Origin of the sequence: Micromonospora sp. NPDC050187 (assembly GCF_044459745.1) — a bacterium.
Classification (GTDB): Bacteria; Actinomycetota; Actinomycetes; order Mycobacteriales; family Micromonosporaceae; genus Micromonospora.
In genome coordinates, this window is record NZ_JBITJH010000001.1 from 150559 (window position 1) to 174330 (window position 23772).

Annotated in this window: 23 protein-coding genes; 17 read left to right on the top strand and 6 right to left on the bottom strand. The window is 73.3% G+C overall.

Translation table 11 applies throughout. The features are described 5' to 3' along the window. The first annotated feature begins 143 nt into the window (after positions 1-143). Positions 144-3806: a SpoIIE family protein phosphatase gene (locus ACIBJE_RS00670; protein WP_396741304.1), complete on the top strand. Its 3663-nt coding sequence runs from the start codon at positions 144-146 to the stop codon at positions 3804-3806. A 29-nt stretch (positions 3807-3835) separates the two neighbouring features. Here ACIBJE_RS00670 and ACIBJE_RS00675 read toward each other — a convergent pair whose 3' ends face one another. Then, positions 3836-4150 carry an STAS domain-containing protein gene (locus ACIBJE_RS00675; protein WP_396741306.1) on the bottom strand — a complete coding sequence of 105 codons (315 nt, stop codon included), beginning with the start codon at positions 4148-4150 and terminating at the stop codon, positions 3836-3838. Between the two features lie 121 nt (positions 4151-4271). On the opposite strand from ACIBJE_RS00675, the gene map reads away from it, so the two are divergent. Together map and ACIBJE_RS00685 are read left to right on the top strand one after the other, a co-directional pair. Further along, positions 4272-5129 carry a type I methionyl aminopeptidase gene (map, locus tag ACIBJE_RS00680; RefSeq protein ID WP_396741308.1) on the top strand — a complete coding sequence of 286 codons (858 nt, stop codon included), beginning with the start codon at positions 4272-4274 and terminating at the stop codon, positions 5127-5129. Then, positions 5126-5842: a VIT1/CCC1 transporter family protein gene (locus tag ACIBJE_RS00685; RefSeq protein ID WP_396741310.1), complete on the top strand. Its 717-nt coding sequence runs from the start codon at positions 5126-5128 to the stop codon at positions 5840-5842. The genes map and ACIBJE_RS00685 overlap by 4 nt, the downstream gene beginning before the upstream one ends. Before the next feature lie 15 nt (positions 5843-5857). Here ACIBJE_RS00685 and ACIBJE_RS00690 read toward each other — a convergent pair whose 3' ends face one another. The 4 genes from ACIBJE_RS00690 to ACIBJE_RS00705 form a co-directional block, all read right to left on the bottom strand. Then, the gene (locus tag ACIBJE_RS00690; protein ID WP_396741312.1) at positions 5858-6565 is read right to left on the bottom strand and encodes a nucleotidyltransferase domain-containing protein; all 708 of its coding nucleotides are present in this window, start codon (positions 6563-6565) and stop codon (positions 5858-5860) included. A gap of 42 nt (positions 6566-6607) precedes the next feature. After that, the gene (locus ACIBJE_RS00695) at positions 6608-7108 is read right to left on the bottom strand and encodes a nitroreductase/quinone reductase family protein (protein ID WP_396741314.1); all 501 of its coding nucleotides are present in this window, start codon (positions 7106-7108) and stop codon (positions 6608-6610) included. 153 nt (positions 7109-7261) lie between these two features. Continuing rightward, positions 7262-7690: a DUF4439 domain-containing protein gene (locus ACIBJE_RS00700; RefSeq protein ID WP_396741316.1), complete on the bottom strand. Its 429-nt coding sequence runs from the start codon at positions 7688-7690 to the stop codon at positions 7262-7264. Beyond that, on the bottom strand, positions 7687-8088 hold the full coding sequence (locus ACIBJE_RS00705; RefSeq protein ID WP_396741318.1) for a hypothetical protein: 402 nt from the start codon (positions 8086-8088) through the stop codon (positions 7687-7689). The genes ACIBJE_RS00700 and ACIBJE_RS00705 overlap by 4 nt, the downstream gene beginning before the upstream one ends. 279 nt (positions 8089-8367) lie before the next feature. Between ACIBJE_RS00705 and rimP the strand changes: the two genes are divergently transcribed. The 10 genes from rimP to ACIBJE_RS00755 all read left to right on the top strand — a co-directional run bounded on the left by rimP (position 8368) and on the right by ACIBJE_RS00755 (position 18053). After that, complete coding sequence (gene rimP, locus ACIBJE_RS00710; protein WP_396741320.1) at positions 8368-9045, top strand: ribosome maturation factor RimP; 678 nt, start codon at positions 8368-8370, stop codon at positions 9043-9045. Next, positions 9042-10085, top strand: coding sequence for a transcription termination factor NusA (nusA, locus tag ACIBJE_RS00715; RefSeq protein ID WP_396741322.1), 1044 nt, complete (start codon positions 9042-9044; stop codon positions 10083-10085). The genes rimP and nusA overlap by 4 nt, the downstream gene beginning before the upstream one ends. Positions 10086-10100: 15 nt before the next feature. Next, on the top strand, positions 10101-10433 hold the full coding sequence (locus ACIBJE_RS00720) for a YlxR family protein (RefSeq protein ID WP_396741324.1): 333 nt from the start codon (positions 10101-10103) through the stop codon (positions 10431-10433). 93 nt (positions 10434-10526) lie between these two features. Next, positions 10527-13529: a translation initiation factor IF-2 gene (gene infB, locus ACIBJE_RS00725; RefSeq protein WP_396741326.1), complete on the top strand. Its 3003-nt coding sequence runs from the start codon at positions 10527-10529 to the stop codon at positions 13527-13529. An 88-nt stretch (positions 13530-13617) separates the two neighbouring features. Beyond that, entirely contained in the window at positions 13618-13911 is a 294-nt protein-coding gene (locus ACIBJE_RS00730) for a DUF503 domain-containing protein (RefSeq protein ID WP_396741328.1), read from the top strand. Positions 13912-14060: 149 nt separating this feature from the next. Beyond that, positions 14061-14549: a 30S ribosome-binding factor RbfA gene (gene rbfA, locus ACIBJE_RS00735; protein WP_396742200.1), complete on the top strand. Its 489-nt coding sequence runs from the start codon at positions 14061-14063 to the stop codon at positions 14547-14549. A 50-nt stretch (positions 14550-14599) separates the two neighbouring features. After that, a complete protein-coding gene (locus tag ACIBJE_RS00740; protein WP_396742202.1) occupies positions 14600-15631 on the top strand; it encodes a bifunctional oligoribonuclease/PAP phosphatase NrnA in 1032 nt (343 codons plus the stop codon). Between the two features lie 54 nt (positions 15632-15685). Further along, entirely contained in the window at positions 15686-16093 is a 408-nt protein-coding gene (locus ACIBJE_RS00745; RefSeq protein ID WP_396741330.1) for a hypothetical protein, read from the top strand. Continuing rightward, positions 16093-16302, top strand: coding sequence for a DUF6186 family protein (locus tag ACIBJE_RS00750; protein ID WP_172900360.1), 210 nt, complete (start codon positions 16093-16095; stop codon positions 16300-16302). The genes ACIBJE_RS00745 and ACIBJE_RS00750 overlap by 1 nt, the downstream gene beginning before the upstream one ends. Positions 16303-16730: 428 nt before the next feature. Continuing rightward, a complete protein-coding gene (locus tag ACIBJE_RS00755) occupies positions 16731-18053 on the top strand; it encodes an MATE family efflux transporter (protein WP_396741332.1) in 1323 nt (440 codons plus the stop codon). Positions 18054-18152: 99 nt separating this feature from the next. On the opposite strand, the gene ACIBJE_RS00760 is transcribed toward ACIBJE_RS00755, so the two are convergent. After that, positions 18153-18470, bottom strand: coding sequence for a hypothetical protein (locus ACIBJE_RS00760; RefSeq protein WP_396741334.1), 318 nt, complete (start codon positions 18468-18470; stop codon positions 18153-18155). 225 nt (positions 18471-18695) lie between these two features. On the opposite strand from ACIBJE_RS00760, the gene truB reads away from it, so the two are divergent. The 4 genes from truB to ACIBJE_RS00780 all read left to right on the top strand — a co-directional run bounded on the left by truB (position 18696) and on the right by ACIBJE_RS00780 (position 23645). After that, positions 18696-19580, top strand: a complete 885-nt coding sequence (truB, locus tag ACIBJE_RS00765) for a tRNA pseudouridine(55) synthase TruB (protein WP_396741336.1) — start codon at positions 18696-18698, stop codon at positions 19578-19580. An 87-nt stretch (positions 19581-19667) separates the two neighbouring features. Continuing rightward, positions 19668-20597, top strand: coding sequence for a bifunctional riboflavin kinase/FAD synthetase (locus tag ACIBJE_RS00770; RefSeq protein WP_396741338.1), 930 nt, complete (start codon positions 19668-19670; stop codon positions 20595-20597). Between the two features lie 191 nt (positions 20598-20788). Continuing rightward, positions 20789-21058, top strand: a complete 270-nt coding sequence (rpsO, locus tag ACIBJE_RS00775) for a 30S ribosomal protein S15 (RefSeq protein ID WP_043962418.1) — start codon at positions 20789-20791, stop codon at positions 21056-21058. Between the two features lie 232 nt (positions 21059-21290). Then, on the top strand, positions 21291-23645 hold the full coding sequence (locus tag ACIBJE_RS00780) for a polyribonucleotide nucleotidyltransferase (protein WP_396741340.1): 2355 nt from the start codon (positions 21291-21293) through the stop codon (positions 23643-23645). Positions 23646-23772 lie beyond the last annotated feature (127 nt).

The window sequence follows — 23772 nt, forward strand, 5'->3', positions numbered from 1 at the left end:
GCCGGTGACGTCACGACGAGGTCCGGGTAACCAGCGTCGCGCGGACGGCATGCGTTACGTTGCTGTTCCGCTTGGGTACAAGCCGGAGCACGGGCGGGCGATGGTTCAGGGGCGCGCCGGACGCGGCCGGAGCGGGAGGCAGCATGGGCTCGGCCCAGGGGGGCGTGGACGAGCGTGGCCCATCCACGGGCACCACGGGTAAGGGAGTACCGCCGCAGTTGACGGCTGCCTTCGCGGCCGGCGGTGAGATGGGCGCCCGGATTCGTGACCTCGACTGGACCGACAACCCGATCGGCCTCCCGGAGCAGTGGCCTCCGGCGCTGGCCAACGCGGTCGCCATGATGCTCACCTCCAAGGCCCAGATCGTGATGTTCTGGGGCGACGACCACCGGGCCTTCTACAACGACGCCTACCTGCCGACCATCGGCACCAAACACCCGTACGTCCTCGGCCAGCCGGCGCGGGAGCACTGGACCGAGACCTGGGCGGACCTCGGACCGCTCCTGGACGGCGTCCGCCGCACCGGCGAGTCCTACCGGGCCGAGGACCGTCCCTTCCTGCTGCGCCGGCACGGCTATCTCGAAGAGGTCTACTTCGACGTCTCCTACGATCCGGTCCGCGGCGACGACGGCTCGATCAGCGGGGTGTACTGCATCGTCAACGAGACCACCGGCCGGGTGCTCGGGGAACGCCGCCTGCGTGCCCTGGCCGACCTCGGCGCCCGCCTCACCGACATCGAGGACGGCGCCGACCTGGGCCGGTCCACGGCCGCCGTGCTCGACGCACACCACGCGGACGTCCCGCTGGGCCTGCTCTACCTGACCGACGCGACCGCCCGGGTCACCCTGGCCGGGTGCAGCGGCGTCGACCCCGCCCGGGTGACGTCGGCCGAGGCGCTGCCGGAGGCGGTCCGGCGGGTGCTCGCCGGTGCCGCCGCCCGGTCGGTCGACCTCGCCGACCTGGTCGACCCGGCACCGGCCGGGACGGCCCCGCGAGCGCTGGCGCTTCCCGTGCTCGTCGCCAACCAGACCGTCGGGGTGCTCGTCCTCGGCACCGCCGAGCGGTTCCCGCTGACCACCGAGTACCGCACCTTCCTCGACCTCGTCGCGGCGCAGGTCTCCCGCGCGGTGGCCCGGCAGCGGGCGTACGAGCAGGAGCGGGCCCGCGCCGCCGAACTGGCCGCGCTGCACCGGGCGAAGACCACCTTCTTCGCCAACGTCAGCCACGAGTTCCGCACCCCGCTGACCCTGGTGCTCGGGCCGCTGGAGGACATGCTCGCCGACCCGGACCTGCCGGCCGACCACACCGAGCGGCTCACCGTGATGCACCGCAACGCGCTGCGCCTGCTCAAGCTGGTCAACACCGTCCTGGACTTCTCCCGGCTGGAGTCCGGCCGGCTCGTCGCCGACTACCGTCCCACCGACCTGGCCGACTACACGGCCCGGCTGACCAGCACGTTCCGCTCCGCCACCGAGCGGGCCGGGCTGCGGCTGACCGTGGACTGCCCGCCGCTGCCCGCGCCGGTCTTCCTGGACCGGGACATGTGGGAGAAGATCGTCTTCAACCTGGTCTCCAACGCGGTGAAGTTCACCTTCGACGGGGAGATCCGGGTTCGCGTCCGGGCGGTGCCGGGCGGTGCGTCGCTGGAGGTGACCGACACCGGCGTCGGCATCCCCGGCGACGAGCTGCCGCACGTCTTCGAGCGGTTCCGCCGGGTGTCCGGGATGCGTTCGCGCTCCCACGAGGGGACCGGGATCGGTCTGGCCCTGGTTCGGGAGCTGGTCGGGATGCACGGCGGCGACGTCGGCGTGACCAGTCGGGTGGGCGGGGGGAGCACCTTCACCGTCACCCTGCCGTTCGGTTCCACGCACCTGCCGGCCGACCGGGTCGTCGACGGGCCCGCCCGGCTTCCCGAGTCCCCGCTGGCCCGGTCGTACGTCTCCGAGGCGGCCTTCTGGTCCGCCGAGCCGGCTCCGGCGGGCGGGACCGGCCGGGGCGGACCACGGGCGGGCCGGATCCTGGTCGTCGACGACAACGCCGACCTGCGGGAACACGTCACCCGGCTGCTCGCCTTCTCCTGGGAGGTCGTCGCGGTCGCCGACGGTGTCGCCGCCCTGGAGGCGATCGAGACCTCCCGGTTCGACCTGGTGCTGACCGACGTGATGATGCCGGGGCTGGACGGGTTCGGCCTGGTCACCGCGCTGCGGGCGAATCCGCGAACCCGGTACGTGCCGATCGTGCTGCTCTCCGCCCGGGCCGGCTCGGCCGAGGCGGTCGCCGGGCTCTCCGTCGGCGCCGACGACTATCTGACCAAGCCCTTCTCGGGGCAGGAGCTGATCGCCCGGGTCCGGGCGAACGTCGAACTCGGGCAGCTGCGGGGGCAGATCATCCGGCGACTGCGCGCCCTCGCCGACGCGGCGGTGGCGGTCAACACCGCCCGCTCCACCGCCGACGTGGTCGCCGTCGCCGCCCGGCACGCGCTCTCCCTGGTCGACGCGGCGCGGGCCGTGGTCACCACCGCCGACGCCCGGTACGAGGCGGACGGCGGCGGTGACTCGTCCGGCGACCCGTCGGTCGTCCTGCCGTTGGCCGGCACCACCGGCGAACCCCTCGGCGAGCTGCGGATCTGGCGCCGGAACGGGGTTCTCGCCGAAGCCGAGCAGGCCGCGTTGACCGAACTTGCCCGGCTGGTCGGCGTACGGCTGGAGAACGCCCAGCTCTACGAGGCGGAGCACCGGATCGCCACTACCCTTCAGCACAGCCTGCTGCCCCGCACCCTGCCGCAGCTGCCCGGCGCGGTGCTGGCCAGCCGTTACCTGCCCGGCAGCGGTGACGTCGAGGTCGGCGGCGACTGGTACGACGCGATCGAGGTCGACGACGAACTGGTGCTGGTCATCGGGGACGTGGTGGGCAAGGGTGTGCACGCCGCCGCGGTCATGGGGCAGCTCCGCAACGCGCTGCGCGCGTACGCGCTGGAGGGCTTCGACCCGGGCGAGTCGCTGACCCGGCTCAACCGGTTGGTCGGCTCCGTCGAGCGGCGCTCGTTCGCCACTGTCGTCTGCCTCTGTTTCAATCCCCGAACCGGGCGGTTGCGGTACGCCAGCGCAGGCCATCCGTCCCCGCTCCTGATCCGAGGAGGTGACGTGGCGTTCCTGCACGACCGCGCCCTGGGCCCACCGGTCGGCGCCATCCCCGACACGTCGTACCGGACCGAGACGGGGACGCTGGAGGCGGGCGGCCGGCTGCTGCTCTACACCGACGGCCTGATCGAGGACCGGCATCTCGGCATCGACGTCGGGTTCGCGCAGCTCAGGTCGGACGTGGCGGGCTTCGGCGGACACGTCGCCGACCTGGTGGACTCCGTCGTCGAGCGCGTCGTCGAGAGTCCCCGCCGCGACGACGTGGCGGTGCTCGCGCTGGAGGCGACCGAACAGGACCGTTTCGCGATGCGGCTGCCCGCCGACCCGGCCCGGTTGAGCGTGTTGCGCAAGCGGGTGGAGAACTTCCTCGTCGCCCACGACGTCGGCGAGACGGACCTGTTCGACCTGACCGTGGCGGTCTCCGAGGCGGCGGCGAACGCGATGGAGCATCCGGTGGCGCCGGCCGAGCCGGTGATCGACGTGGAGGTGACCATCGAGGACCGGACGGTCACCCTCACCGTCCGGGACAGCGGCCAGTGGCGGCAGTCGTCCGGGTCGGCCTTCCGGGGCCGGGGGCTCTCCCTGATCCGCGCGCTCGGCGACCTTTCGGTGAGCCGTACGGAGACCGGTACGGAGGTGACCCTGCGTCGGCGGTTGGCGAACTGACCCCGACGGCCGGCGCGGTACGCGGGCGGTCAGCTCCGGTCGAACCAGTGCTGGCCGGCGAGGCCGGCGATCTCGAGCACCCGGCGCACCTGGCGGGACGGCAGCACGGCCAGGGTGTCGGGGAATCGTCTGGCGAGCTGGACGACGGCGTGGACGGCGGCGGAGTCGAAGAAGGTGACCGCCCGCAGGTCCAGGGTCAGCCGTCGGGCCGGCTCCCGCAGCGCGGTCTGGAGCATGGTCTCGGCGGTCGCCATGTCGACCTCACCGGTCACGACGACCCGGAGGTGATCACCGTCGACCTGCGCGCTGGCAGCGAAGACGGGAGTGCTTCCTCCTTGATCCACGCCTGACACGATGGCACAGCGCCCGGGTGCGGGCAACAGCCGCCCGGGGCACGGCCCGCTGCGTGCCGGGTCCGCAGGCCGCTGCGTGTCGGCTCCCAGAAGGCGGCGATAGGCTTGACGGATGACCGTCCGTGCGCCGTTGACCCCAGGCACGCTCTCTCCGTGGCGAGCGGTGCCGTCGCACATCCGCCGCCCGGAGTACGTGGGCAAGAAGCGCCCCCAGGAGTGGCGCGGCTCGCACGTGCAGACCCCGGAGACCGTCGAGCGGATGCGTGTCGCCGGGCGGATCGCCGCGCGGGCGGTGCAGCTCGCCGGTGAGCAGGGCAAGCCCGGCGTGACCACCGACGAGATCGACCGGGTGGTCCACGAGTTCCTCGTCGACCAGGGCGCCTACCCGTCCACCCTGAGCTACCGGGGCTTCCCCAAGTCCTGCTGCACCAGCCTCAACGAGGTGATCTGCCACGGGATCCCGGACTCCACGGAGCTGCACGACGGCGACATCGTCAACGTCGACGTCACCGCGTACATCGGCGGGGTGCACGGGGACACCAACGCCACCTTCGGCGTCGGCGAGGTCGGCGAGGAGGCCCGGCTGCTGGTGGAGCGGACCCACGAGGCGATGATGCGCGGCATCCGCGCGGTCGCGCCCGGACGGCAGATCAACGTCATCGGCCGGGTCATCGAGTCGTACGCCAAGCGCTTCGGCTACGGCGTCGTCCGCGACTTCACCGGCCACGGCATCGGCGAGGCCTTCCACAGCGGCCTGTACGTGCCGCACTACGACAGCCCGCGCCCCACCGACGTGATGGAGCCCGGGATGACCTTCACCATCGAGCCGATGATCACCCTCGGCACCCACCAGTACGACATGTGGGACGACGGCTGGACCGTGGTCACCAAGGACCGCAGGTGGACGGCCCAGTTCGAGCACACCATCGTGGTCACCGAGACCGGGCACGAGATCCTGACCCTGCCGTGACCGACACACCGGCGGCACTGCGGGAGGGGCACCACGCGGACGTCTCCGGCGGCTGGCTGCGTCCGGCGGTCTTCGGCGCGATGGACGGCCTGGTCACCAACATCGCCCTGATCGCGGGCGTGGGCGGTGGCGGCGTCTCGCCCCGGACCGTCGTGCTCACCGGCACCGCCGGGCTGGTCGCCGGAGCGATCTCCATGGGGCTCGGCGAGTACACCAGCGTCCGCTCCGCCAACGAGCAGGTCGCCGCCGAGGTCGCCAAGGAGCGCCGGGAGCTGGAGCGGCACCCCGAGGCGGAGGCGCGGGAGCTGGCCGACGCGTGGGCCGCCCGAGGGCTCCCGTACGACCTGGCCCGGGAGGTCGCCGAGGCGATCCGCCGCAACCCGGAGGAGGCGTTGCGGGTGCACGTCCGGGAGGAGTTGGGTGTCGACCCGGACGACCAGCCGAGCCCGTGGACGGCGGCGTTCTCGTCGTTCGTCTTCTTCTCGGTCGGGGCGTTGGTCCCGCTCCTGACCTACCTGCTCGGGTTCACCAGCCTCTGGCTGGCCCTCGCGGTGGGCGGGGCAGGGCTCTTCGTCGCCGGGGCCGTCGTCGCCCGGTTCACCGACCGGCCCTGGTGGACCAGCGGACTGCGGCAGCTCCTCCTCGGTGCGGCGGCGGCCGTCGCGACGTACCTGATCGGGGCGCTGATCGGCGTCCAGGGCGGGATCGGCTGACCTGCGGGTGGGTGGTCAGCCGTCGAGCAGGTCGTCGACGGTGCCGTCCACCGGACGTCCCCGGGCGGCCAGCTCGCCGGCCTGTCGCCGCAGCACCGCCCCGACCTCGGTCATGTCCGCCCCGGCGAGGCCGGTACGCCGCACCGCGTCCCCTGCGTCCCGGAAGTACGTCCGGCTCAGCAGCCCGGACACGGTGGCCGCGGCGAGCCGTGCCTCGGCGAGCATGAGCAGCGCCTGGTCGGTCTCGTACCACTCGGCCAGCCGGGCGGCCCGGCCGTGTGCCGCCGAACCCCGGTACCAGGCCTGTCGGGCGGCGGCGCTGAACTCGGCCGGCCGGGCCCGGGCCAGCCGGCCCAGGTGCTCGTCGCGCAGCTTCGGCAGCCAGCCGGTCGGGTCGTGCAGCGCCCGGGTGGTGACGTACCGGTCGGCGGTCAGCGGCCATCGGGGCGAGAGGGTCCGCGCCTCGCGCACGTACTCCTCCGACCCGGTGACGGTCAGCTCCACCAGCACTCCGTCCACCCGGCGGCTGGTCGACCGGGGACCGGAGTCGGGCCGGTAGGTCGCCACCAGCAGGCCCACCTCACCCGTCCCGCCACCGTCGTCGTCGGTGTGCGCGAGCGGGCCGTGCACCGCCACGGCGAGCACGTCGGCGGGGAACCGGCGGGTCAGCGCGGCGGCCACCCGTTCCGCCACCCGCCATCGGGGGTCGTCGTACGGGTCCACCCGCCCATCACCTCGCTGCGTGCGTCGCGGTCCCGGCCCACCCTAGTCGGCGGGGGCGACGCCGCCGGTTCCCGCCGCGCCCGTGGGGACGAGCCGGAAGACGGGGATCTCCCGGTCGCCGGCCCGCTGCGCGTACGTGCGGTAGGCCGGCCACTCGGTCACCAGGAGCCGCCAGAGCCGCTCCCGTTCCGCCCCGGTGGTCAGCTCGGCCCGCACCGGGATCCGGCGTCCCCGGAGGGTCACCTCGGCGGTCGGTTCGGCGCGCAGGTTCAGCGCCCAGGCCGGCTGACTCGGCTGTCCCCAGTTCGACCCGACCACCACGTACGCGTCCCCGTCCAGTACGTACACCAGCGGGTTGCTGCGCGGTTTGCCGGAGCGGCGGCCGGTGGTGGTGATCACCAGGGACGGGATCAGCCCGAGGGCGACCACCCGGCCCCGGGTGAGTCGCCCGACCAGCCGGTCGGCGGGGACCAGCAGGCGACCGGCCGCGGCGAACCAGCGCCGGTGCCCGAGACGACGGGCGAGGGTTCCCAGTACGGACACGCCTCCCAGTCTGCCGGCCGGCGCCGTCCGTGTCAGCAGGGACGGCCGGGCCCGCCGGGGCAGCCGGGACGGCCGGGCCCGCCGGGTCGTTCGGGACCGCCGGAACGGCCGGGTCAGGAGGTGCGACCGTTCGGGACCGCCGGGACGGCCGGGTCAGGAGGTGCGGCCGGGGAACGGGACGGTGGACGGCGTCACGCCGGCGGTGCGTCGCCAGCGGGTCGCCCGCAGCGCGCAGTCGGTCAGCGCGGCCAGGGCCAGGGCGCGTTCCGCGCCGGTGGTGGCCGCCAGCGCCGCCCGCCAGTACGCGGCGGTGCGTTCCTCCACCTCGACCGCCAGCCGCAGCGCGCTCGCGGTGTCGGTGACCGGGTAGGGCAGCGCGTAGCCGGCCCGGTCGGCCGGGACGGTGCCGCTACCGGTGCTCAGCCGCAGCACCAGGTCGTCACGGCGGCGTCGGTGCGCGGCCTCCGCCTCGCGGGCGGCCCGCCGGGCGGCGTCGGTGAGTCGTACCCCGATCGGCCCGTACGCGAAGATCGCCGCGTACTCGGCGGTCAGCGCGGCGCCGAGCGCCTCGGCGGCGGTCACCGCAGCACCTCCACGTGCGTGGCGCGCGCCGCGGCGATCGACCCAACCAGGGCGGCCCGGTCGGCCGGGGCCTGCGCGCAGAACGTCGCGGCCTCCGCGCGTCCGCGCTCCTCGGCCGTGCGCAGCTCGGCGAGGACGGTGGCGGCGTTCCCGGTGGGAGCGCCGGCCGGCGCGGACGGGCTGGGCGAGGGGAGTGCCACCCCGATCGCCGCGGCCAGCTCGGTGGCGTGGGCCCGGTGCGCGTCGGCGATCGGGGTGAGCCGGTCGGCGAGCGCCGGGTCGGCACCGATCGCGGCCCGGTACCGGCCCTCCAGGGCGAGCGCGCCGTCGACCAGGGGGGTCAGCGGGTCGGGCGGTGGCGGAGGGTCGTCCCGGTCGAGGAGTCCGCAGCCGGCCATCGGGGCGGTGGCTCCGCCGAGGGCCAGGAGGGCGCCGGTACGCAGTACCTTTCGCCGGGAATATCCGACCGTTCCGTCGCGCTGTGTCGCTCTGCGAATCCCCACCGGACAAGTCAACACCATCCGCTACCGTTCGCGGGCAACGGCGTCGGTGCGCCGCCCGGCCGGTCCGGCCGACGGCGCGTTACGCTCTGCGCAGCCACCGGCGGCGAAACGCGCCGGTGGCGTGCCGCCGTGGCTGCCCGACCGGGTGCCGTCGAGCTGAGAGGGGTGCGCGAGATGACGCAGCGTGGCCGTGCCACCAGGCCGACGGGGAGACCCCGTCCCACCGGTGCGCCGCGCGGGGATCTCGCCGCCCGCCGGTCCCGGCTGCGGGCCGTGATCGAGCCGGTGGTGGTCGCCGCCGGGTACGACCTGGAGGACCTCTCCGTCTCGCGGGCCGGACGCCGGCACGTCGTCCGGGTGATCGTCGACGGTGACCGGGGCGTCAGCCTGGACGCGGTGGCCGACGTCTCCCGGGCGGTCTCCTCGGCGCTGGACGCGGCGGAGGAGGCGAGCGGCGACATCGTCGCGGGGGAGTACCAGCTCGAGGTGAGTTCGCCGGGCGTGGACCGCCCGCTCACCCTGCCCCGCCACTGGCGCCGCAACGTCGGCCGGCTGGTGCGGGTGACCGCCCGGGCGGCCGTGCCGGAACAGCGCGCCGGGCAGCCCGGGGACGGCCAGGTCACCGGCCGGGTGCTCGAGGCGGACAGCGAGCGTGTGGTGCTCGACGTGGACGGCGAGCACGTGGAGTGGACCTACGCCGAACTCGGCCCCGGCCGGGTGCAGGTCGAGTTCAACCGCCTCGACGAGATCGACGAGGCGGACGAGTTCGACGCCACCGACGAGGCCGGCGAAGCCGGCGACGACATCGACGACATCGACGACGAAGATGATGTGGAGGACGAGGAGAGGTGAACATCGACCTCGCGGCGCTGCGCGCACTGGAGCGCGAGCGGGAGATCCCGTTCGACACGATCCTCGCGGCGATCGAGACCGCGCTGCTGACCGCGTACCGGCACACCGAGGGTGCCCAGTCGCACGCCCGGGTGGAGATCGACCGCAAGACCGGTCAGGCCCTGGTGTACGCCCAGGAGTTGGACCCCGACGGCACCGTGGTCCGGGAGTTCGACGACACCCCGCACGACTTCGGTCGGATCGCCGCGATGACCGCCAAGCAGGTCATTCTCCAGCGGCTGCGGGAGGCCACCGACGAGGTGCACTTCGGCGAGTACGTGGGGCGCGACGGTGACCTGGTCACCGGCGTGGTCCAGGCGCACGAGGCCCGCTCCGAGAAGGGCATCGTCAGCGTCGACCTGGGCAAGCTGGAGGGCGTCCTGCCCCAGTCCGAGCAGGTGCCCGGCGAGCGGTACAACCACGGTGAGCGGATCCGCTGCGTGGTGGTGCACGTGGCCAAGGGCATGCGGGGACCGCAGATCACCCTCTCCCGGTCCCACCCGGCGCTGGTGAAGAAGCTCTTCGCCCTGGAGGTGCCGGAGATCGCCGACGGCACCGTCGAGATCAGCGCCATCGCGCGTGAGGCAGGTCACCGTACGAAGATCGCGGTCCGCTCCACCGTGCCCGGGGTCAACGCCAAGGGCGCCTGCATCGGCCCGATGGGGCAGCGGGTCCGCGCGGTCATGAGCGAACTGCACGGCGAAAAGATCGACATCATCGACTGGTCGGATGACCCGGCGACTTTCGTGGGCAACGCGTTGTCGCCGGCCAAGGCGCTCCGGGTCGAGGTGGTCGACCTGGCCACCCGGACGGCCCGGGTCACCGTGCCCGACTTCCAGCTCTCGCTGGCGATCGGGCGGGAGGGGCAGAATGCCCGGCTTGCTGCCCGCCTGACCGGTTGGCGGATCGACATTCGGTCCGACGCCGAGCAGTCGGCCCCGGCCGGGCGGCGCGGTGCTGATCACGTCCCGGAGCCGGGCGGAGCGATCTCGAGCAGCTAGGGGTAGACTTTCTCAGTGGTACGACGCGCGCAGCCGGAGCGCACCTGTGTGGGTTGCCGGAAACGGGCGCCGGCCAGCGAACTCCTGCGGATCGTCGCGGTTGGCGACGAGGCTGGTCACAGCCTCCGACCCGATCCGGCCCGCAGGCTGCCGGGTCGAGGGGCGAACCTGCACCCAGATCCGGTCTGCTTCGCGCAGGCGGTGCGACGCCGCGCCTTCGGGCGTGCGTTGCGGGTCGCCGGGGTTCCCGATCATGGCGAACTGGCGAAGTACGTCGATGCGCCAAGCTTCACGTCCGGTCAGCCCGACCGGACGGGAGTCGCTAGCAAGGTAGGACGACCGACATGAGCACACGATGAAGTCCCTGAAATGACCAGGCTTCAAGTGCAGGAGTGAGGTCGCTGCGGGTGCTGCCCGCACGACCTCGGAGTGAGGAGTGCAGTGGCAGGTAAGGCCCGCGTACACGAGCTGGCTAAGGAGCTCGGGGTCGAGAGTAAGACAGTTCTCGCCAAGCTGAAGGAAATGGGCGAGTTCGTGAAGTCCGCGTCCAGCACCGTCGAGGCGCCCGTCGCCCGACGACTGCGGGGCGCATTCGTCGCGTCGGCCGAGAGCTCGGCGCCGTCCGCTCCGGCGGCGGCCACCCCGAGTCCGGCCCCGAGGCCCACCCCGACCCCGCCGCCGGTCCCCGGCGAACCCCGGATCTCGGCCAAGCCGATGCCGCCCCGGCGGCCGGCGGTGCCCGGTCCGAAGCCGAAGGGACCGATCCCCGGCCCGCCGCCCTCGGCGACCCCGGTCGCCAAGCCGGCGAGTGCCCACGACATCGAGGTCGCCGCCGCCGAGGCGCGTGCGGCCCAGCTGAAGGCTGACCAGGAGGCCGCGGTCAAGGCCGCGCAGGCCGCCCGGCAGCAGCAGCGTGACAACGTCCGCCGGGAGCCCCCGACGGACGGCACCACCCGTCCCGGTCCTCGGCCGGGTCCGGGCGCGATGCCGCCCCGCCCGGGTTCACCGGCCGCCGGTCGTACCGGCACGCCGGCTCCGGGGCGTCCCGGCCCCGGCGGTCGTCCGCCGGCCCGTGGCGCGGGCAACAACCCGTTCGGTATCCAGGGTGGCGGCCAGGCCCGGCCGCCGGCGAACAGCGCCGGTGGGCCCCGGCCCAGCCCGGCCTCGATGCCGCCGCGGCCGAGTCCGGCCTCCATGCCGCCCCGGCCCAGCCCGGCCTCCATGCCGAGCCAGCGTCCCGGTCGTCCGGGCGGTGGCCCGGGTGCGGGTCGTCCCGGCGGCGGCGCGGGCCGTCCCGGTGGTGGCGGCGGTGGCGGTGGCTTCCGCGGTGGTCCCGGTGGCGGCGGCGGTGGCGGTGGCTTCCGCGGTGGTCCCGGTGGCGGCGGCGGTGGCGGTGGCTTCCGCGGTGGTCCCGGTGGTGGCGGCGGTGGTGCCGGTGCCGGTGGCGGGTTCCGTCCCGGTGCGCCGGCCGGTGGCGGCGGTCGCCCCGGTGGCGGCGGTCGTGGCCGTGGCGGCGGCGCCGCGGGTGCCTTCGGGCGTCCGGGTGGCCGGCCGACCCGTGGTCGCAAGTCCAAGAAGCAGCGCAGACAGGAGTTCGACAACCTGTCGGCTCCGACCATGAGCTCGGGCGCGCCCCGGGGTCAGGGTCAGGTCGTCCGGCTCTCCCGTGGGGCCTCGCTGTCGGACTTCGCCGACCGGATCAACGCCAACCCGGGTTCGCTGGTCCAGGAGATGTTCAACCTGGGCGAGATGGTCACCGCGACCCAGTCCTGCTCCGACGACACCCTGCTGCTGCTGGGTGAGCACCTCGGCTTCAACGTGCAGATCGTCAGCCCGGAGGACGAGGACCGCGAGCTGCTCGCGCAGTTCAACATCGACCTCGACGCGGAGGTCGCGGAGGACCGCCTGGTCACCCGTGCGCCGGTGGTGACCGTCATGGGTCACGTCGACCACGGTAAGACCAAGCTGCTCGACGCGATCCGCAAGGCGAACGTGGTGGCCGGCGAGGCGGGTGGCATCACCCAGCACATCGGTGCCTACCAGGTCCACGTCCCGCACGAGGGCGAGGACCGGGCGGTGACCTTCATCGACACCCCGGGTCACGAGGCGTTCACCGCCATGCGTGCCCGTGGTGCCCAGGTCACCGACATCGTGGTGCTGGTGGTCGCGGCCGACGACGGCGTGATGCCGCAGACGATCGAGGCGCTCAACCACGCCAAGGCGGCGGACGTGCCGATCGTGGTCGCGGTCAACAAGGTCGACAAGCCGGAGGCGAACCCGGACAAGGTCCGCCAGCAGCTGACCGAGTACGGCCTGGTCGCCGAGGAGTACGGCGGCGACACGATGTTCGTCAACGTGGCGGCCAAGCCGGGTATCGGCATCGAGGAACTGCTCGAGGCCGTCCTGCTGACCGCCGACGCGTCGCTGACGCTGACCGCGCCGATCGACGGGCCGGCACAGGGTGTGGCGATCGAGGCACACCTCGACAAGGGCCGTGGTGCGGTGGCGACCGTGCTGGTGCAGAAGGGCACCCTGCGGGCGGGCGACTCGATCGTCGCCGGTGGGGCGCACGGCCGGGTCCGGGCGATGCTCGACGAGAACGGCAACCAGGTCGCCGAGGCCGGTCCGGCCCGTCCGGTCCTGGTGCTCGGTCTGACCGCGGTGCCGGGTGCGGGTGACACCTTCCTGGCCGCCGAGGACGACCGCACCGTTCGGCAGATCGCCGAGCAGCGGCAGGCACGGCGGCGGGCGGCGTCCTTCGCCAACTCCCGTGGCCGGGCCACCCTCGAGACGCTCATGGAGCAGCTCAAGGAGGGCGAGAAGACCTCGCTCAACCTGGTGCTCAAGGGCGACGTCTCCGGTTCCGTGGAGGCCCTCGAGGACGCGCTGTTCAACCTCGACATCCCGGAGGAGGTCCAGCTTCGGATCATCCACCGGGGCGTGGGCGCGATCACCGAGAGCGACGTCATGCTCGCGAGCGCCTCGTCCGAGGCGGTCACGATCATCGGCTTCAACGTGCGGGCCGCCAACAAGGTCCGTGAGATCGCCGACCGCGAGGGCGTGGAGATCCGGTACTACACCGTCATCTACCAGGCCATCGAGGAGATCGAGGCGGCGCTCAAGGGCCTGCTCAAGCCGGAGTACGAGGAGGTCGAGCTGGGCACCGCGGAGATCCGCGACGTGTTCCGTTCGTCCAAGGTCGGCAACATCTCCGGTTGCATCGTCAGGTCGGGCATCATGCGGCGGAACGCCAAGGCGCGGCTGCTGCGCGACGGCGCGGTCGTGGCGGACAACCTCACGATCAGCTCGCTCAAGCGGTTCAAGGACGACGCTACCGAGGTGCGCGAGGGCTTCGAGTGTGGTCTGACCCTGGGTGGTTACAACAACGTCCAGGTCGGCGACATCATCGAGACCTTCGAGATGCGCGAGAAGGCCCGTAGCTGACGCTCGGGACACCCGATCAAGGGGTTTACGCCGGACCGGCGTAAACCCCTTGATCATGGGGGCGGGTGGGCGGGTATCGTCCGAGGCGATGTTCACCGGAACCGCGGTCTTCGACCTGCTGCTGCCGGGTGATTCCCGGTCGCTCAAGACCAAGAGATCATATGTACGGCCGATCGTGGCGGCGTTGCGTCGCTTCGAGGTGTCGGCCGCCGAGGTGGGAGCGCTCGACCTGCACGGTCGGGCCGAGATAGCCGTGGCCGTGGTGGCCGCGGAGGCGGGACACGTCCGCGAGGTGCTCGACTCGTGCGAGCGCCTGGTGGCGGGCCGCCCGGAGGTGGAACTGCTGTCGGTCCGCCGACGCCTCCACGGCGCGGACGACTGACGGTGGACACCGGCGGCCGGGGCCGCCGGTGCTCCGGCGTGACGCGTATGGTCGCGCGGGTAATGTTCGAATTGTTGGCCGGTCCGGTCAACCGGTGGCGTCCGCGCCCCGGTCCGGACCGGGACGTCGATGCCGTGGAGGTGGCGGAGATGACGGATCCGGCCAAGGTACGCCGGCACGCCGAACGGGTGCGTGAACTGGTCGCGTCGGTGGTGCGGAGCCAGATCAAGGATCCCCGCCTCGGCATGATCACTATCACCGATGCCCGGATCACCGCCGACCTGCGGGACGCCACGGTCTTCTACACCGTGCTCGGGGACGCCGCCGAGCAGGCCGGCACCGCCGCCGCGCTGGAGAGCGCCAAGGGCATGCTGCGCAGCACGGTCGGCAAGGCGCTCGGGCTGCGGCACTCGCCGACCCTGACCTTCGTCCTGGACAACGTCCAGGACCACGTCAAGCACATCGACGACCTGCTCGCCCAGGCCCGCAGCGCCGACGCCGAGGTGCAGCGGAGAGCCGCCGGGGCGGAGTACGCCGGGGAGGCCCAGCCGTACCGGGTCGACGACGAGTCCGATGAGGACGACACCGAGTCCGACGAGGCCGACGACGTGCCGTCGGCCGCCCGGGAACGGCGGTGACCGACGCTCCGGGCTCCTCGACCGGTGGCGTGCTCGTCGGGGAACCGTCGGTGCCGCCGTCCGGGCCGGCCGCCGCCGACTGGGCCGCCGCCGTCGACGCGCTGCGGCGGCTCACTCCGGACTCCCGGGTGTTGCTGATCTGTCACGTCAATCCGGACGGGGACGCGCTGGGCAGCATGCTCGGCTTCGCGCTGGGGCTGCGCCGGCTCGGGCTTGGCGGGGTGCAGGCGACCTTCCCCGGTCCACCGGAGGTGCCCGAGCCGTTCCGGGACCTGCCCGGTCTCGACCTGCTGGTGCCGGCCGCCGAGGCGTACCCCGACCCGGACCTGGTCCTCTGCTTCGACGCGGCCAGCGAGTCACGCCTGGGTGACCTGGTCGACCGGCTGGCCGTCGCGGCCCCGGCGGTGGTCCTCGACCACCACGCCTCGAACACCGGTTTCGGCGACATCCACCTGGTCGATCCGCAGGCCGCGGCGACCTCGGTGGTCGCCGAGGAACTGCTGACCCGCCTCGACGTGCCGCTCGACGCGGAGATCGCCGAGTGCCTGTACGTCGCACTGGCCACCGACACCGGTTCGTTCCGCTTCGACGCCACCACTGCGGACGTGCACCGGATGGCGGCCCGGCTGCTCGCCACCGGCATCCGGCCGGGGGAGATCTCCCGGCGGATCTTCGACACCCGGCCCTTCGGCGCGGTCCGCCTCTACGGCGACGTGCTCGGCCGGACCCGGCTGGAGCCGGCGGCGGCCGGTGGCCACGGCTTCGTCTGGACCTACGCCACCCTGGCCGACCTGGCCCGGCACGACCAGCGGCCGTACGTCCTGGAGCCGTTGATCGACTCGGTACGGTGCACCGCCGAGGCGGACGTCAGCGGCGTGCTCAAGCAGATCGCCGAGGACGGTTGGGCGGTCTCCCTGCGTAGCAAGGGCGCGGTGGACGTCAGCCGGGTCGCGGTGGCGCTGGGCGGCGGGGGGCACCGATTCGCGGCCGGGTTCACCGGGCGGGGTACGGCGCAGGACGTGGTGGCCCGGATCCGGGCCGAACTGGACCCGGCGTTGATCCAGGCGGTGGAGCGGAACTGACCGCGAGGAGTGTCGGCCTTTCCGCGCTCCGTGACGGAGGGAGACAATCGCGGCATGGAGCAGCCCCACGAGATCGCCGCCGAGGCACCCCGGGTCTGGGACCGTCCGGTGGTCGTCGTGCCCGTACTGGCCATCCTGTCCCTGGTGGGCGGCCAGTTGCCCTCCTTCTCGACGTCGGCGAACCTCTACACCATCGGCACCGGCGGGGTGCTGGTCTGGCTCGGGCTGAGCCACCGGGTGCCGCGTCGCCCCGCGCCGGAGCGGTTGCGCTCCGGCGCGATCTGGTGGGTGCTGCCGGTGGTGGTCTTCGGGGTGTTCGAGGGGGCCACCTTCGTCATGGCGGCCGGGGACGACTTCCCCACCTTCTCCCGCCTGGCCGATCCCCTGCTGGAGGACTCACTGGTCCGGTCGGCGGCCTGGTTCGCCTGGCTGGCGGCGTTCTGGGGGTTGGTGCGGCGATGATGCGGACCCTGGCCATCGGCGGCTTCCTGGTCTCGCTGGTGCTGTTCGCCGTGGTCGAGTGGGCGGCCCGCCGGGAGGGCTCGCGGGTGCCGTCCTTCGGCGACGTCTGCGCGTACGTCATGCAGTACGAGGTCGGCTCGGTGCCGGTCGGGCGGATCGGTCTGTTCGGCTTCTGGTGGTGGATCGGCTGGCACTTCTTCGCCCGCTGACCGTGCCCACGTTCTGGGAAGCGCGGGCAACATGTGGAACTTAACGATAACTTGGGTGAGGGTCGGCGCGTTCTGCTGGCGTCGCCCGCTGGCGGTGGTTCCCACCGGACACCGCCTCCCTCCAGGGTCGAACCGACCCGGGTCCACGCTGCCCGGGCCAGCCGAGCCGGTCACCCCCGGCCGCTGGCGGGGCGTGCAGCAGGAACACCCACGTGTGCCGCGTCGTCGACGCGTGCCTGCCCTGGAAGGGAACCGCCATGCCGACCAAGCCCCAGCCCGAGACCGCCGACGAGGCTCGTGAGCAGGCCCGTCGCGCCCTCCAGACCTCGATGGACACCCGTCAGTGATCCACCCGCTCCGCCCTCGGCGGAGTGGTAAGGGGCGGGCAGGGTTGTAATCATTACGCGGGACGTGCCAGGATCGGGCACGTGACCGCCCCCGCCGTGCCCTCGGCTCCGGTGGTGTCGGCGCGGCGGATCGCCGGGCTGGCCCTGCCGGCGCTGGTCGTCCTCGCCGCCGAACCCCTCTACGTCCTGGTCGACACGGCCGTGGTCGGCCACCTCGGCCGGGTGCCGTTGGCCGCCGTCGCGGTCGGCGGGACGGTGCTCACCCTGGTCGCCTGGCTCGGCAGCGTCCTGGCCTACGGCACCACCGGTCGGTCGGCCCGCCGCTTCGGCGCGGGGGACCGGGCCGCCGCGGTGGCCGAGGGCGTCCAGTCGTCCTGGCTCGCCCTCATCGGTGGGCTGGTCGTCGCGCTCGGCATGCAGGTCCTGGCCGGACCGCTGGCGCGTGCCCTGGCCGGGTCGACCGGCGAGGTGGCCGACGCGGCCGCGCAGTGGCTGCGGATCGCGGCCCTCGGTGCGCCGGGTCTGCTCCTGGCCGCTGCCGGCAACGGCTGGCTGCGCGGCATCCAGGACACCCGGCGTCCGCTGTGGTACGTGCTCGGCCCCAATCTGCTCTCCGCGCTGCTCTGCCCGCTGCTGGTCTATCCGGTCGGGATGGGTCTGGTCGGCTCGGCGGTCGCCAACGTCGTCGCGCAGACCCTCTGCGGTGTCCTGTTCGTCGCGGCGTTGGTCGCCGAGCGGGTGTCGCTGCGTCCCCGGCCACAGGTCATCCGCCAGCAGTTGGCGGTCAGCCGGGACCTGCTCATCCGGGGCGTCGCCTTCCAGGCCAGTTTCCTCTCCGCGACGGCCGTCGCCGCGCGGTTCGGGGCCGCCGCGGTCGGCGCGCACCAGATCGTCGTGCAGCTCTGGTTCTTCACCGTGCTGCTGCTCGACGCCCTCGCCATCGCCGCCCAGGCCCTGGTCGGGGCGGCGCTCGGCGCCGGGGACGAGGCCGGTGCCCGCGCGCTGGCCCGCCGGATCGGCCTGCTCGGTGGGATCTGCGGGCTGGCGTTCGCCGTGCTCGTCGCCGTCGGTGCCAACCTGGTCCCCGCCCTGTTCAGCTCCGATCCCCAGGTACGCGAGCAGGCGGCGGCGATCTGGCCGTGGTTCGTGGTGATCCAGCCGCTCGGTGGCGTGGTGTTCGCCCTCGACGGGGTGCTGATCGGCGCGGGCGACGTCCGCTACCTGCGCAACCTCGCCGTGGCCGCCGGCCTCGGCGGGTTCCTGCCGGCGATCTGGCTCACCTACGCGTTCGACCTGGGCCTCGGCGGGATCTGGGCGGGGCTCACCCTCTTCGTCGTGATCCGACTGGTCGCCCTGGCACTGCGGATGCGCTCGGGACGCTGGGCGGTCGCCGACGTCCACTGACCGCCGCGCCGTCGAGGGGCCGGACCCGGACCCGGCCGGCGGGACTCCGTCGCCGGCCCGCCGTGGCGGCCGGGCGGACCGGCTGTCGGGTGTGTGTCGTCAGATCGTCGCGATCGCGAAGAGGGCGTACGCGGTGAGCAGCAGGACCAGGGCGAGCGCCCAGGAGACGAAGAACGCCACGATCTTGTACGAGTTCGGGAAGCGATCCTGCAGTCGTTGCCGGCCCCGCCACGCCCACCAGGCCCGCCTCACGCCGGGCGCTCCCGGCACGCGCAGCAGCCCGGCGGCGACCCGGTCGCCGAGGGTGACCCGGGGCGGCGGCGGGTCGCGCATCCAGTCGGGCAGCAGCGGCGGCTGACCGGGTGGCCGTACGGCCCGGTGCGGGCCGCTGGTGTTCGTGTCGTGCCTGGTGGACATCGGCTCTCCTCCGTAACCGGTCGGTCCGCTTCCTCTTGCCTGCGGGACCGGGAGCCTGATGATGGCACCGCACCGTGCTCCTCGCTGTCTCTTTTCCGGCTCGGCCGACCGATTCGGCCGAACGTCCGGGTGGCGCGGGCCGCCCGGTGCCCGGACGACCGCCCCAGGCCCGGACGGGCGGTCCGGCGCGGACCGGCCCGGGGCGGTCTGGCAGGCTTGGCCGACGTGAGCACAGACGGTCTGATCGTGGTCGACAAGCCCGGCGGCATGACGTCGCACGACGTGGTGGCACGGATCCGGCGACTGGCCCGCACCCGGCGGGTGGGGCACGGCGGCACGCTCGACCCGATGGCCACCGGTGTGCTGGTCATCGGGGTCAACCGGGCCACCCGGCTGCTCACGTACGTGATCGGCGCGGAGAAGAGCTACACCGCCACCATCCGGCTCGGGCAGTCCACCGTCACCGACGACGCCGAGGGGGAGGTCACCGCCACCACGTCGGCCGCCGGGGTGACCGACGAGGCGACCCGGTCCGCCCTGGCCGCCCTCACCGGCGAGATCGACCAGGTGCCGAGCGCGGTCAGTGCCATCAAGGTCGACGGTCAGCGGGCCTACAAGCGGGTCCGCGACGGCGAGACGCTGGCGCTGGCCGCCCGCCGGGTGACCGTCTCCCGGCTGGCCGTGCTCGCCGTCCGCCGCAACGCGCCGGACCTGGTCGACGTGGACGTCGACGTGACCTGCTCCTCCGGTACGTACATCCGGGCCATCGCCCGGGACGCCGGTCTCGCGCTGGGCGTCGGCGGCCACCTCACCGCGCTGCGCCGGACCGCGGTCGGCGGGTTCACCCTGGCCGAGGCGGCGACCCTGCCGGAGCTGGAGCAGCGGTCCCCCGACGTGGTCTCCCTGCCCCTCGCGGCGGCGGCCGAGCGGTTCTTCCCGCGCCGGGACGCCAGCGGTGACGAGGCCCGGGTGCTCTCCCACGGCGGCCCGCTGGCCCCGGCCGGCATCACCGGCCCCTACGCGGTCTTCGGCCCCGCCGGGGAACTGGTCGCTATCGTCACCGAGCGGGAGGGCCGGGCCCGCGCGGAGATCGTGCTGGCCCCGGCCTGACGCCGGGGAATCATCCGACGGGCACCGCACGGGATCGTTCGGCGACCACCGCACCGGAGGGCGGCGGTGCGGCCAGGGAGGAGAGAGATGCAGCGCTGGCGGGGGTACGACGCGGTACCCGGTGGCTGGGGCCGTTCGGTGGTGACCATCGGCGTCTTCGACGGGGTGCACCGTGGTCACCAGGCCACCATCGGCCACGCGGTGGCCCGGGCCCGGGAGCTGGACGTCCGCTCGGTGGTGGTGACCTTCGACCCGCACCCGGCCGAGGTGGTCCGTCCCGGGTCCCACCCGGCGGTGCTCACCGAGCCGGCGCGCAAGGCCGAGCTGGTCGAGGCGCTCGGGGTGGACGTGCTCTGCGTGGTGCCCTTCACGTCCGAGTTCTCCCGGCTGCCCGCCGAGGAGTTCGTGCACGACATCCTGGTCGAGAACCTGCACGCCGCGCTGGTGGTGGTCGGCGAGAACTTCCGCTTCGGCCACCGGGCCGCCGGTGACGTGGCGCTGCTGGAGCGGCTCGGCCGGACCTTCGGCTTCGGCGTCGAGGGGGCACCCCTGGTCGCCTCGGACGGCACGGTCTTCTCCTCGACGTACATCCGGGCCTGCGTGGACGCCGGGGACGTCACGGCCGCCGCGACGGCGCTCGGCCGTCCGCACCGGCTGGAGGGGGTGGTGGTCCGGGGCGACCAGCGCGGTCGGGAACTGGGCTTTCCCACCGCCAACCTGCTCTGCCGCCGGTACGCGGCGGTGCCCGCCGACGGCATCTACGCCGCCCGGCTGGTCCGGCGGGGCGGGGCGGAGCCACTCGCGGCGGCGGTCTCCATCGGCACCAACCCGACCTTCTCCGGCCGTGAGCGCCGGGTCGAGGCGTACGCGCTGGACTTCACCGGGGACCTCTACGGGGAGCGGCTGGCCCTGGACTTCGTGGCGCACCTGCGCGAGCAGCGCCGGTACGACTCCATCGAGCCGCTCGTCGCGCAGATGAACGAGGACGTCGCCCGTACCCGTGCCGCGCTGGGCTGACCGCCCGGACGCGTCCCCACGGCCCTTCGGCGGGCGGTTTCCCGGGATGCTGGTAGTCTGGCGGAGACGTCGTTCAACGACGTGGGGCCTCGCGCGCCTGCTCGACGCCGCGGGTGCGAGGTTCGCCTCCGTTTCCGGTCCCCGACGGGACGGGCGGAGCCTGACGAACAACCCATCGAAACAGGGAGAAAATGGCGCTCGACCAGGAAGCCAAGGCCAAGATCCGCGCGGAGTACGCGACCGCCGAGGGGGACACCGGTTCCCCGGAGGTGCAGGTCGCGGTGCTCACCAAGCGGATCGCCGAGCTCACCGAGCACCTGAAGGTGCACAAGCACGACCACCACAGCCGTCGTGGGCTGCTGCTGCTGGTCGGCCGTCGCCGTCGGCTGCTCAACTACGTCCAGAAGAAGGACATCAACCGCTACCGGTCGCTCATCGAGCGGCTCGGCCTGCGCCGGTGACGTGACGGGGGAGTGGCCCACGGGTCGCTCCCCCGCTCGGCGTCCACCAACACCACAACCCAGGGCCGCGCGACCACCCGAGACGGGAGCCGGTCAGCGTACCGGTCTCCGGTAGTGGCCCCCGGGATCCCCGGCGACAATCCGCCGGCCCCCGGGCGCTTCGATCGAAGACCGGCCGTCTGAGCAGCTTCCGCGCGTCGTGGGCCCCCGACGTGAGGAGTAGAACCTACCCATGACCGAGAACCGACTCGGCACCGAATCCCGTACCGCCGTGATCGACAACGGTGCCCTCGGCACCCGCGAGGTCACCTTCTCCACCGGCCGGCTGGCCCGGCAGGCCGCCGGCTCCGTCGTCGCCCAGCTCGGCGAGACGGTCGTCCTCTCCGCCACCACGGCCGGCAAGCAGCCGAAGGAGCAGTTCGACTTCTTCCCGCTGACCGTCGACGTCGAGGAGCGGATGTACGCGGCGGGCCGGATCCCCGGCTCGTTCTTCCGCCGCGAGGGCCGCCCCAGCGAGGACGCGATCCTCACCTGCCGGCTGATCGACCGGCCGCTGCGCCCGTCGTTCGTCAAGGGCCTGCGCAACGAGGTCCAGGTCGTCGAGACCATCCTCGCGCTCGACCCGCAGCACCCGTACGACGTGGTGGCGATCAACGCCGCCTCGATGTCGACCAAGCTCTCCGGCCTGCCGTTCTCCGGCCCGATCGGGGCGACCCGGATGGCGCACGTCGACGGTCAGTGGGTCGCCTTCCCGACCCGCGACGAGCTGGCCCGGGCCACCTTCGACATGGTGGTCGCCGGCCGGGCGCTGGCCGACGGCGATGTCGCGATCATGATGGTCGAGGCCGAGGCCACCGAGCACACCGTGGCGCTGGTCGCCGGCGGCGCGCCCGCCCCGACCGAGGAGGTCGTCGCCAGCGGCCTGGAGGCGTCCAAGCCGGCCATCCGTGAGCTGTGCCGGGCGCAGGCCGAGCTGGCCGAGGTGGCCGCCAAGCCGGTCGCCGAGTTCCCGGTCTTCCTGGACTACCAGGAGGACGTCTTCGGCGCGGTGGCCGACCTGGTCCGTGCCGAGGTCGCCGAGGCCCTCAAGATCGCCGGCAAGGCGGACCGCGAGGAGGCCCTGGACCGCGTCAAGGCCAAGGTCGTCGAGGAACTCGGCCCGCGCTTCGAGGGCCGGGAGAAGGAGCTCAGCGCCGCGTTCCGGTCGCTGAGCAAGTCCGAGGTCCGCAACCGGGTGCTCCGCGAGCAGGTCCGCATGGACGGCCGGGGTCCGCGCGACATCCGTCCGCTGACCGCCGAGGTCGGGGTGCTGCCCCGGGTGCACGGCTCGGCGCTCTTCGAGCGGGGCGAGACGCAGATCCTCGGCGTCACCACGCTGAACATGCTGCGCATGGAGCAGATGCTGGACACCCTCGCTCCCGAGACCCGCAAGCGCTACATGCACAACTACAACTTCCCGCCGTACTCCACCGGGGAGACCGGCCGGGTCGGCTCGCCGAAGCGGCGCGAGATCGGCCACGGCGCGCTGGCCGAGCGGGCGCTGATCCCGGTGCTGCCGTCGCGCGAGGAGTTCCCGTACGCCATCCGGCAGGTCTCCGAGGCCCTCGGCTCGAACGGCTCGACCTCGATGGGGTCGGTCTGCGCCTCCACCCTGGGCCTGCTCTCGGCCGGTGTGCCGCTGAAGGCCCCGGTCGCCGGCATCGCCATGGGGCTCATCTCCGACGAGGTGGACGGCAAGACCGAGTACGTGACGCTGACCGACATCCTCGGTGCCGAGGACGCCTTCGGTGACATGGACTTCAAGGTCGCCGGCACGCGGGACTTCGTGACCGCGCTCCAGCTCGACACCAAGCTCGACGGCATCCCGTCGGACGTGCTGGCCGCCGCGCTCCAGCAGGCGCACGAGGCCCGGCAGACCATCCTCGACGTGATGCAGGCGGCGATCGAGGCCCCGGCCACGATGTCGGAGTACGCGCCGCGGGTCACCACCGTCAAGATCCCGGTCGACAAGATCGGCATGGTGATCGGCCCGAAGGGCCAGACCATCAACGCCATTCAGGACGAGACCGGCGCCGAGATCTCCATCGAGGACGACGGCACCATCTACGTCGGCGCCACCAACGGCCCCTCCGCCCAGGCGGCGGTCGACCGGATCAACGGCATCGCCAACCCGACCCTGCCGAAGGCGGGGGAGCGGTTCCTCGGCACGGTGGTCAAGACCGCCGCGTTCGGTGCCTTCATCTCTCTCCTGCCGGGGCGTGACGGCCTGCTGCACATCTCCAAGGTGGGCGACGGCAAGCGGGTTGAGAAGGTCGAGGACTTCCTCAACGTCGGCGACAAGGTCGAGGTGGAGATCGCGGACATCGACGCCCGCGGCAAGATCTACCTGGACAAGGTCCGCCCGGAGGGCGCCGAGGCACCGGCCGCTGCCGAGGGCGGCGAGCGTCCGCCGGCCCGGGAGCGTGGCGACCGGGCCCCGCGCGGTGACCGTGGCGAGGGTGGCGGCGAGGGCGGCGACCGTCCGCGTCGCGGTGAGGGTGGCGAGGGCGGCGACTCCCGCCCGCGTCGCCGGACCCGGCACAGCTGACCCGTTCCGTGCCGTCACGCTGACGGCACGAACGTCCGATCCGACGGGACCAGCCCGGCTCGCCGAGCCGGGCTGGTCCCGTCGGAGGGCGGATCACCACCCCTTCCTCGTCCCTAGGAGTCAGGTA

Excerpts from the sequence above, each read along its gene's own strand:
- map (WP_396741308.1), top strand. The coding sequence starts at position 4,272 with ATGACCGTCCGTGCGCCGTTGACCCCAGGCACGCTCTCTCCGTGGCGA.
- rpsO (WP_043962418.1), top strand. The coding sequence starts at position 20,789 with ATGGCGCTCGACCAGGAAGCCAAGGCCAAGATCCGCGCGGAGTACGCG.
- rimP (WP_396741320.1), top strand. The coding sequence starts at position 8,368 with ATGACGCAGCGTGGCCGTGCCACCAGGCCGACGGGGAGACCCCGTCCC.
- ACIBJE_RS00745 (WP_396741330.1), top strand. The coding sequence starts at position 15,686 with ATGGAGCAGCCCCACGAGATCGCCGCCGAGGCACCCCGGGTCTGGGAC.
- ACIBJE_RS00760 (WP_396741334.1), bottom strand. The coding sequence starts at position 18,470 with ATGTCCACCAGGCACGACACGAACACCAGCGGCCCGCACCGGGCCGTA.
- rbfA (WP_396742200.1), top strand. The coding sequence starts at position 14,061 with ATGACGGATCCGGCCAAGGTACGCCGGCACGCCGAACGGGTGCGTGAA.
- ACIBJE_RS00780 (WP_396741340.1), top strand. The coding sequence starts at position 21,291 with ATGACCGAGAACCGACTCGGCACCGAATCCCGTACCGCCGTGATCGAC.
- ACIBJE_RS00750 (WP_172900360.1), top strand. The coding sequence starts at position 16,093 with ATGCGGACCCTGGCCATCGGCGGCTTCCTGGTCTCGCTGGTGCTGTTC.
- ACIBJE_RS00770 (WP_396741338.1), top strand. The coding sequence starts at position 19,668 with ATGCAGCGCTGGCGGGGGTACGACGCGGTACCCGGTGGCTGGGGCCGT.
- ACIBJE_RS00670 (WP_396741304.1), top strand. The coding sequence starts at position 144 with ATGGGCTCGGCCCAGGGGGGCGTGGACGAGCGTGGCCCATCCACGGGC.
- ACIBJE_RS00705 (WP_396741318.1), bottom strand. The coding sequence starts at position 8,088 with ATGGCCGGCTGCGGACTCCTCGACCGGGACGACCCTCCGCCACCGCCC.
- ACIBJE_RS00730 (WP_396741328.1), top strand. The coding sequence starts at position 13,618 with ATGTTCACCGGAACCGCGGTCTTCGACCTGCTGCTGCCGGGTGATTCC.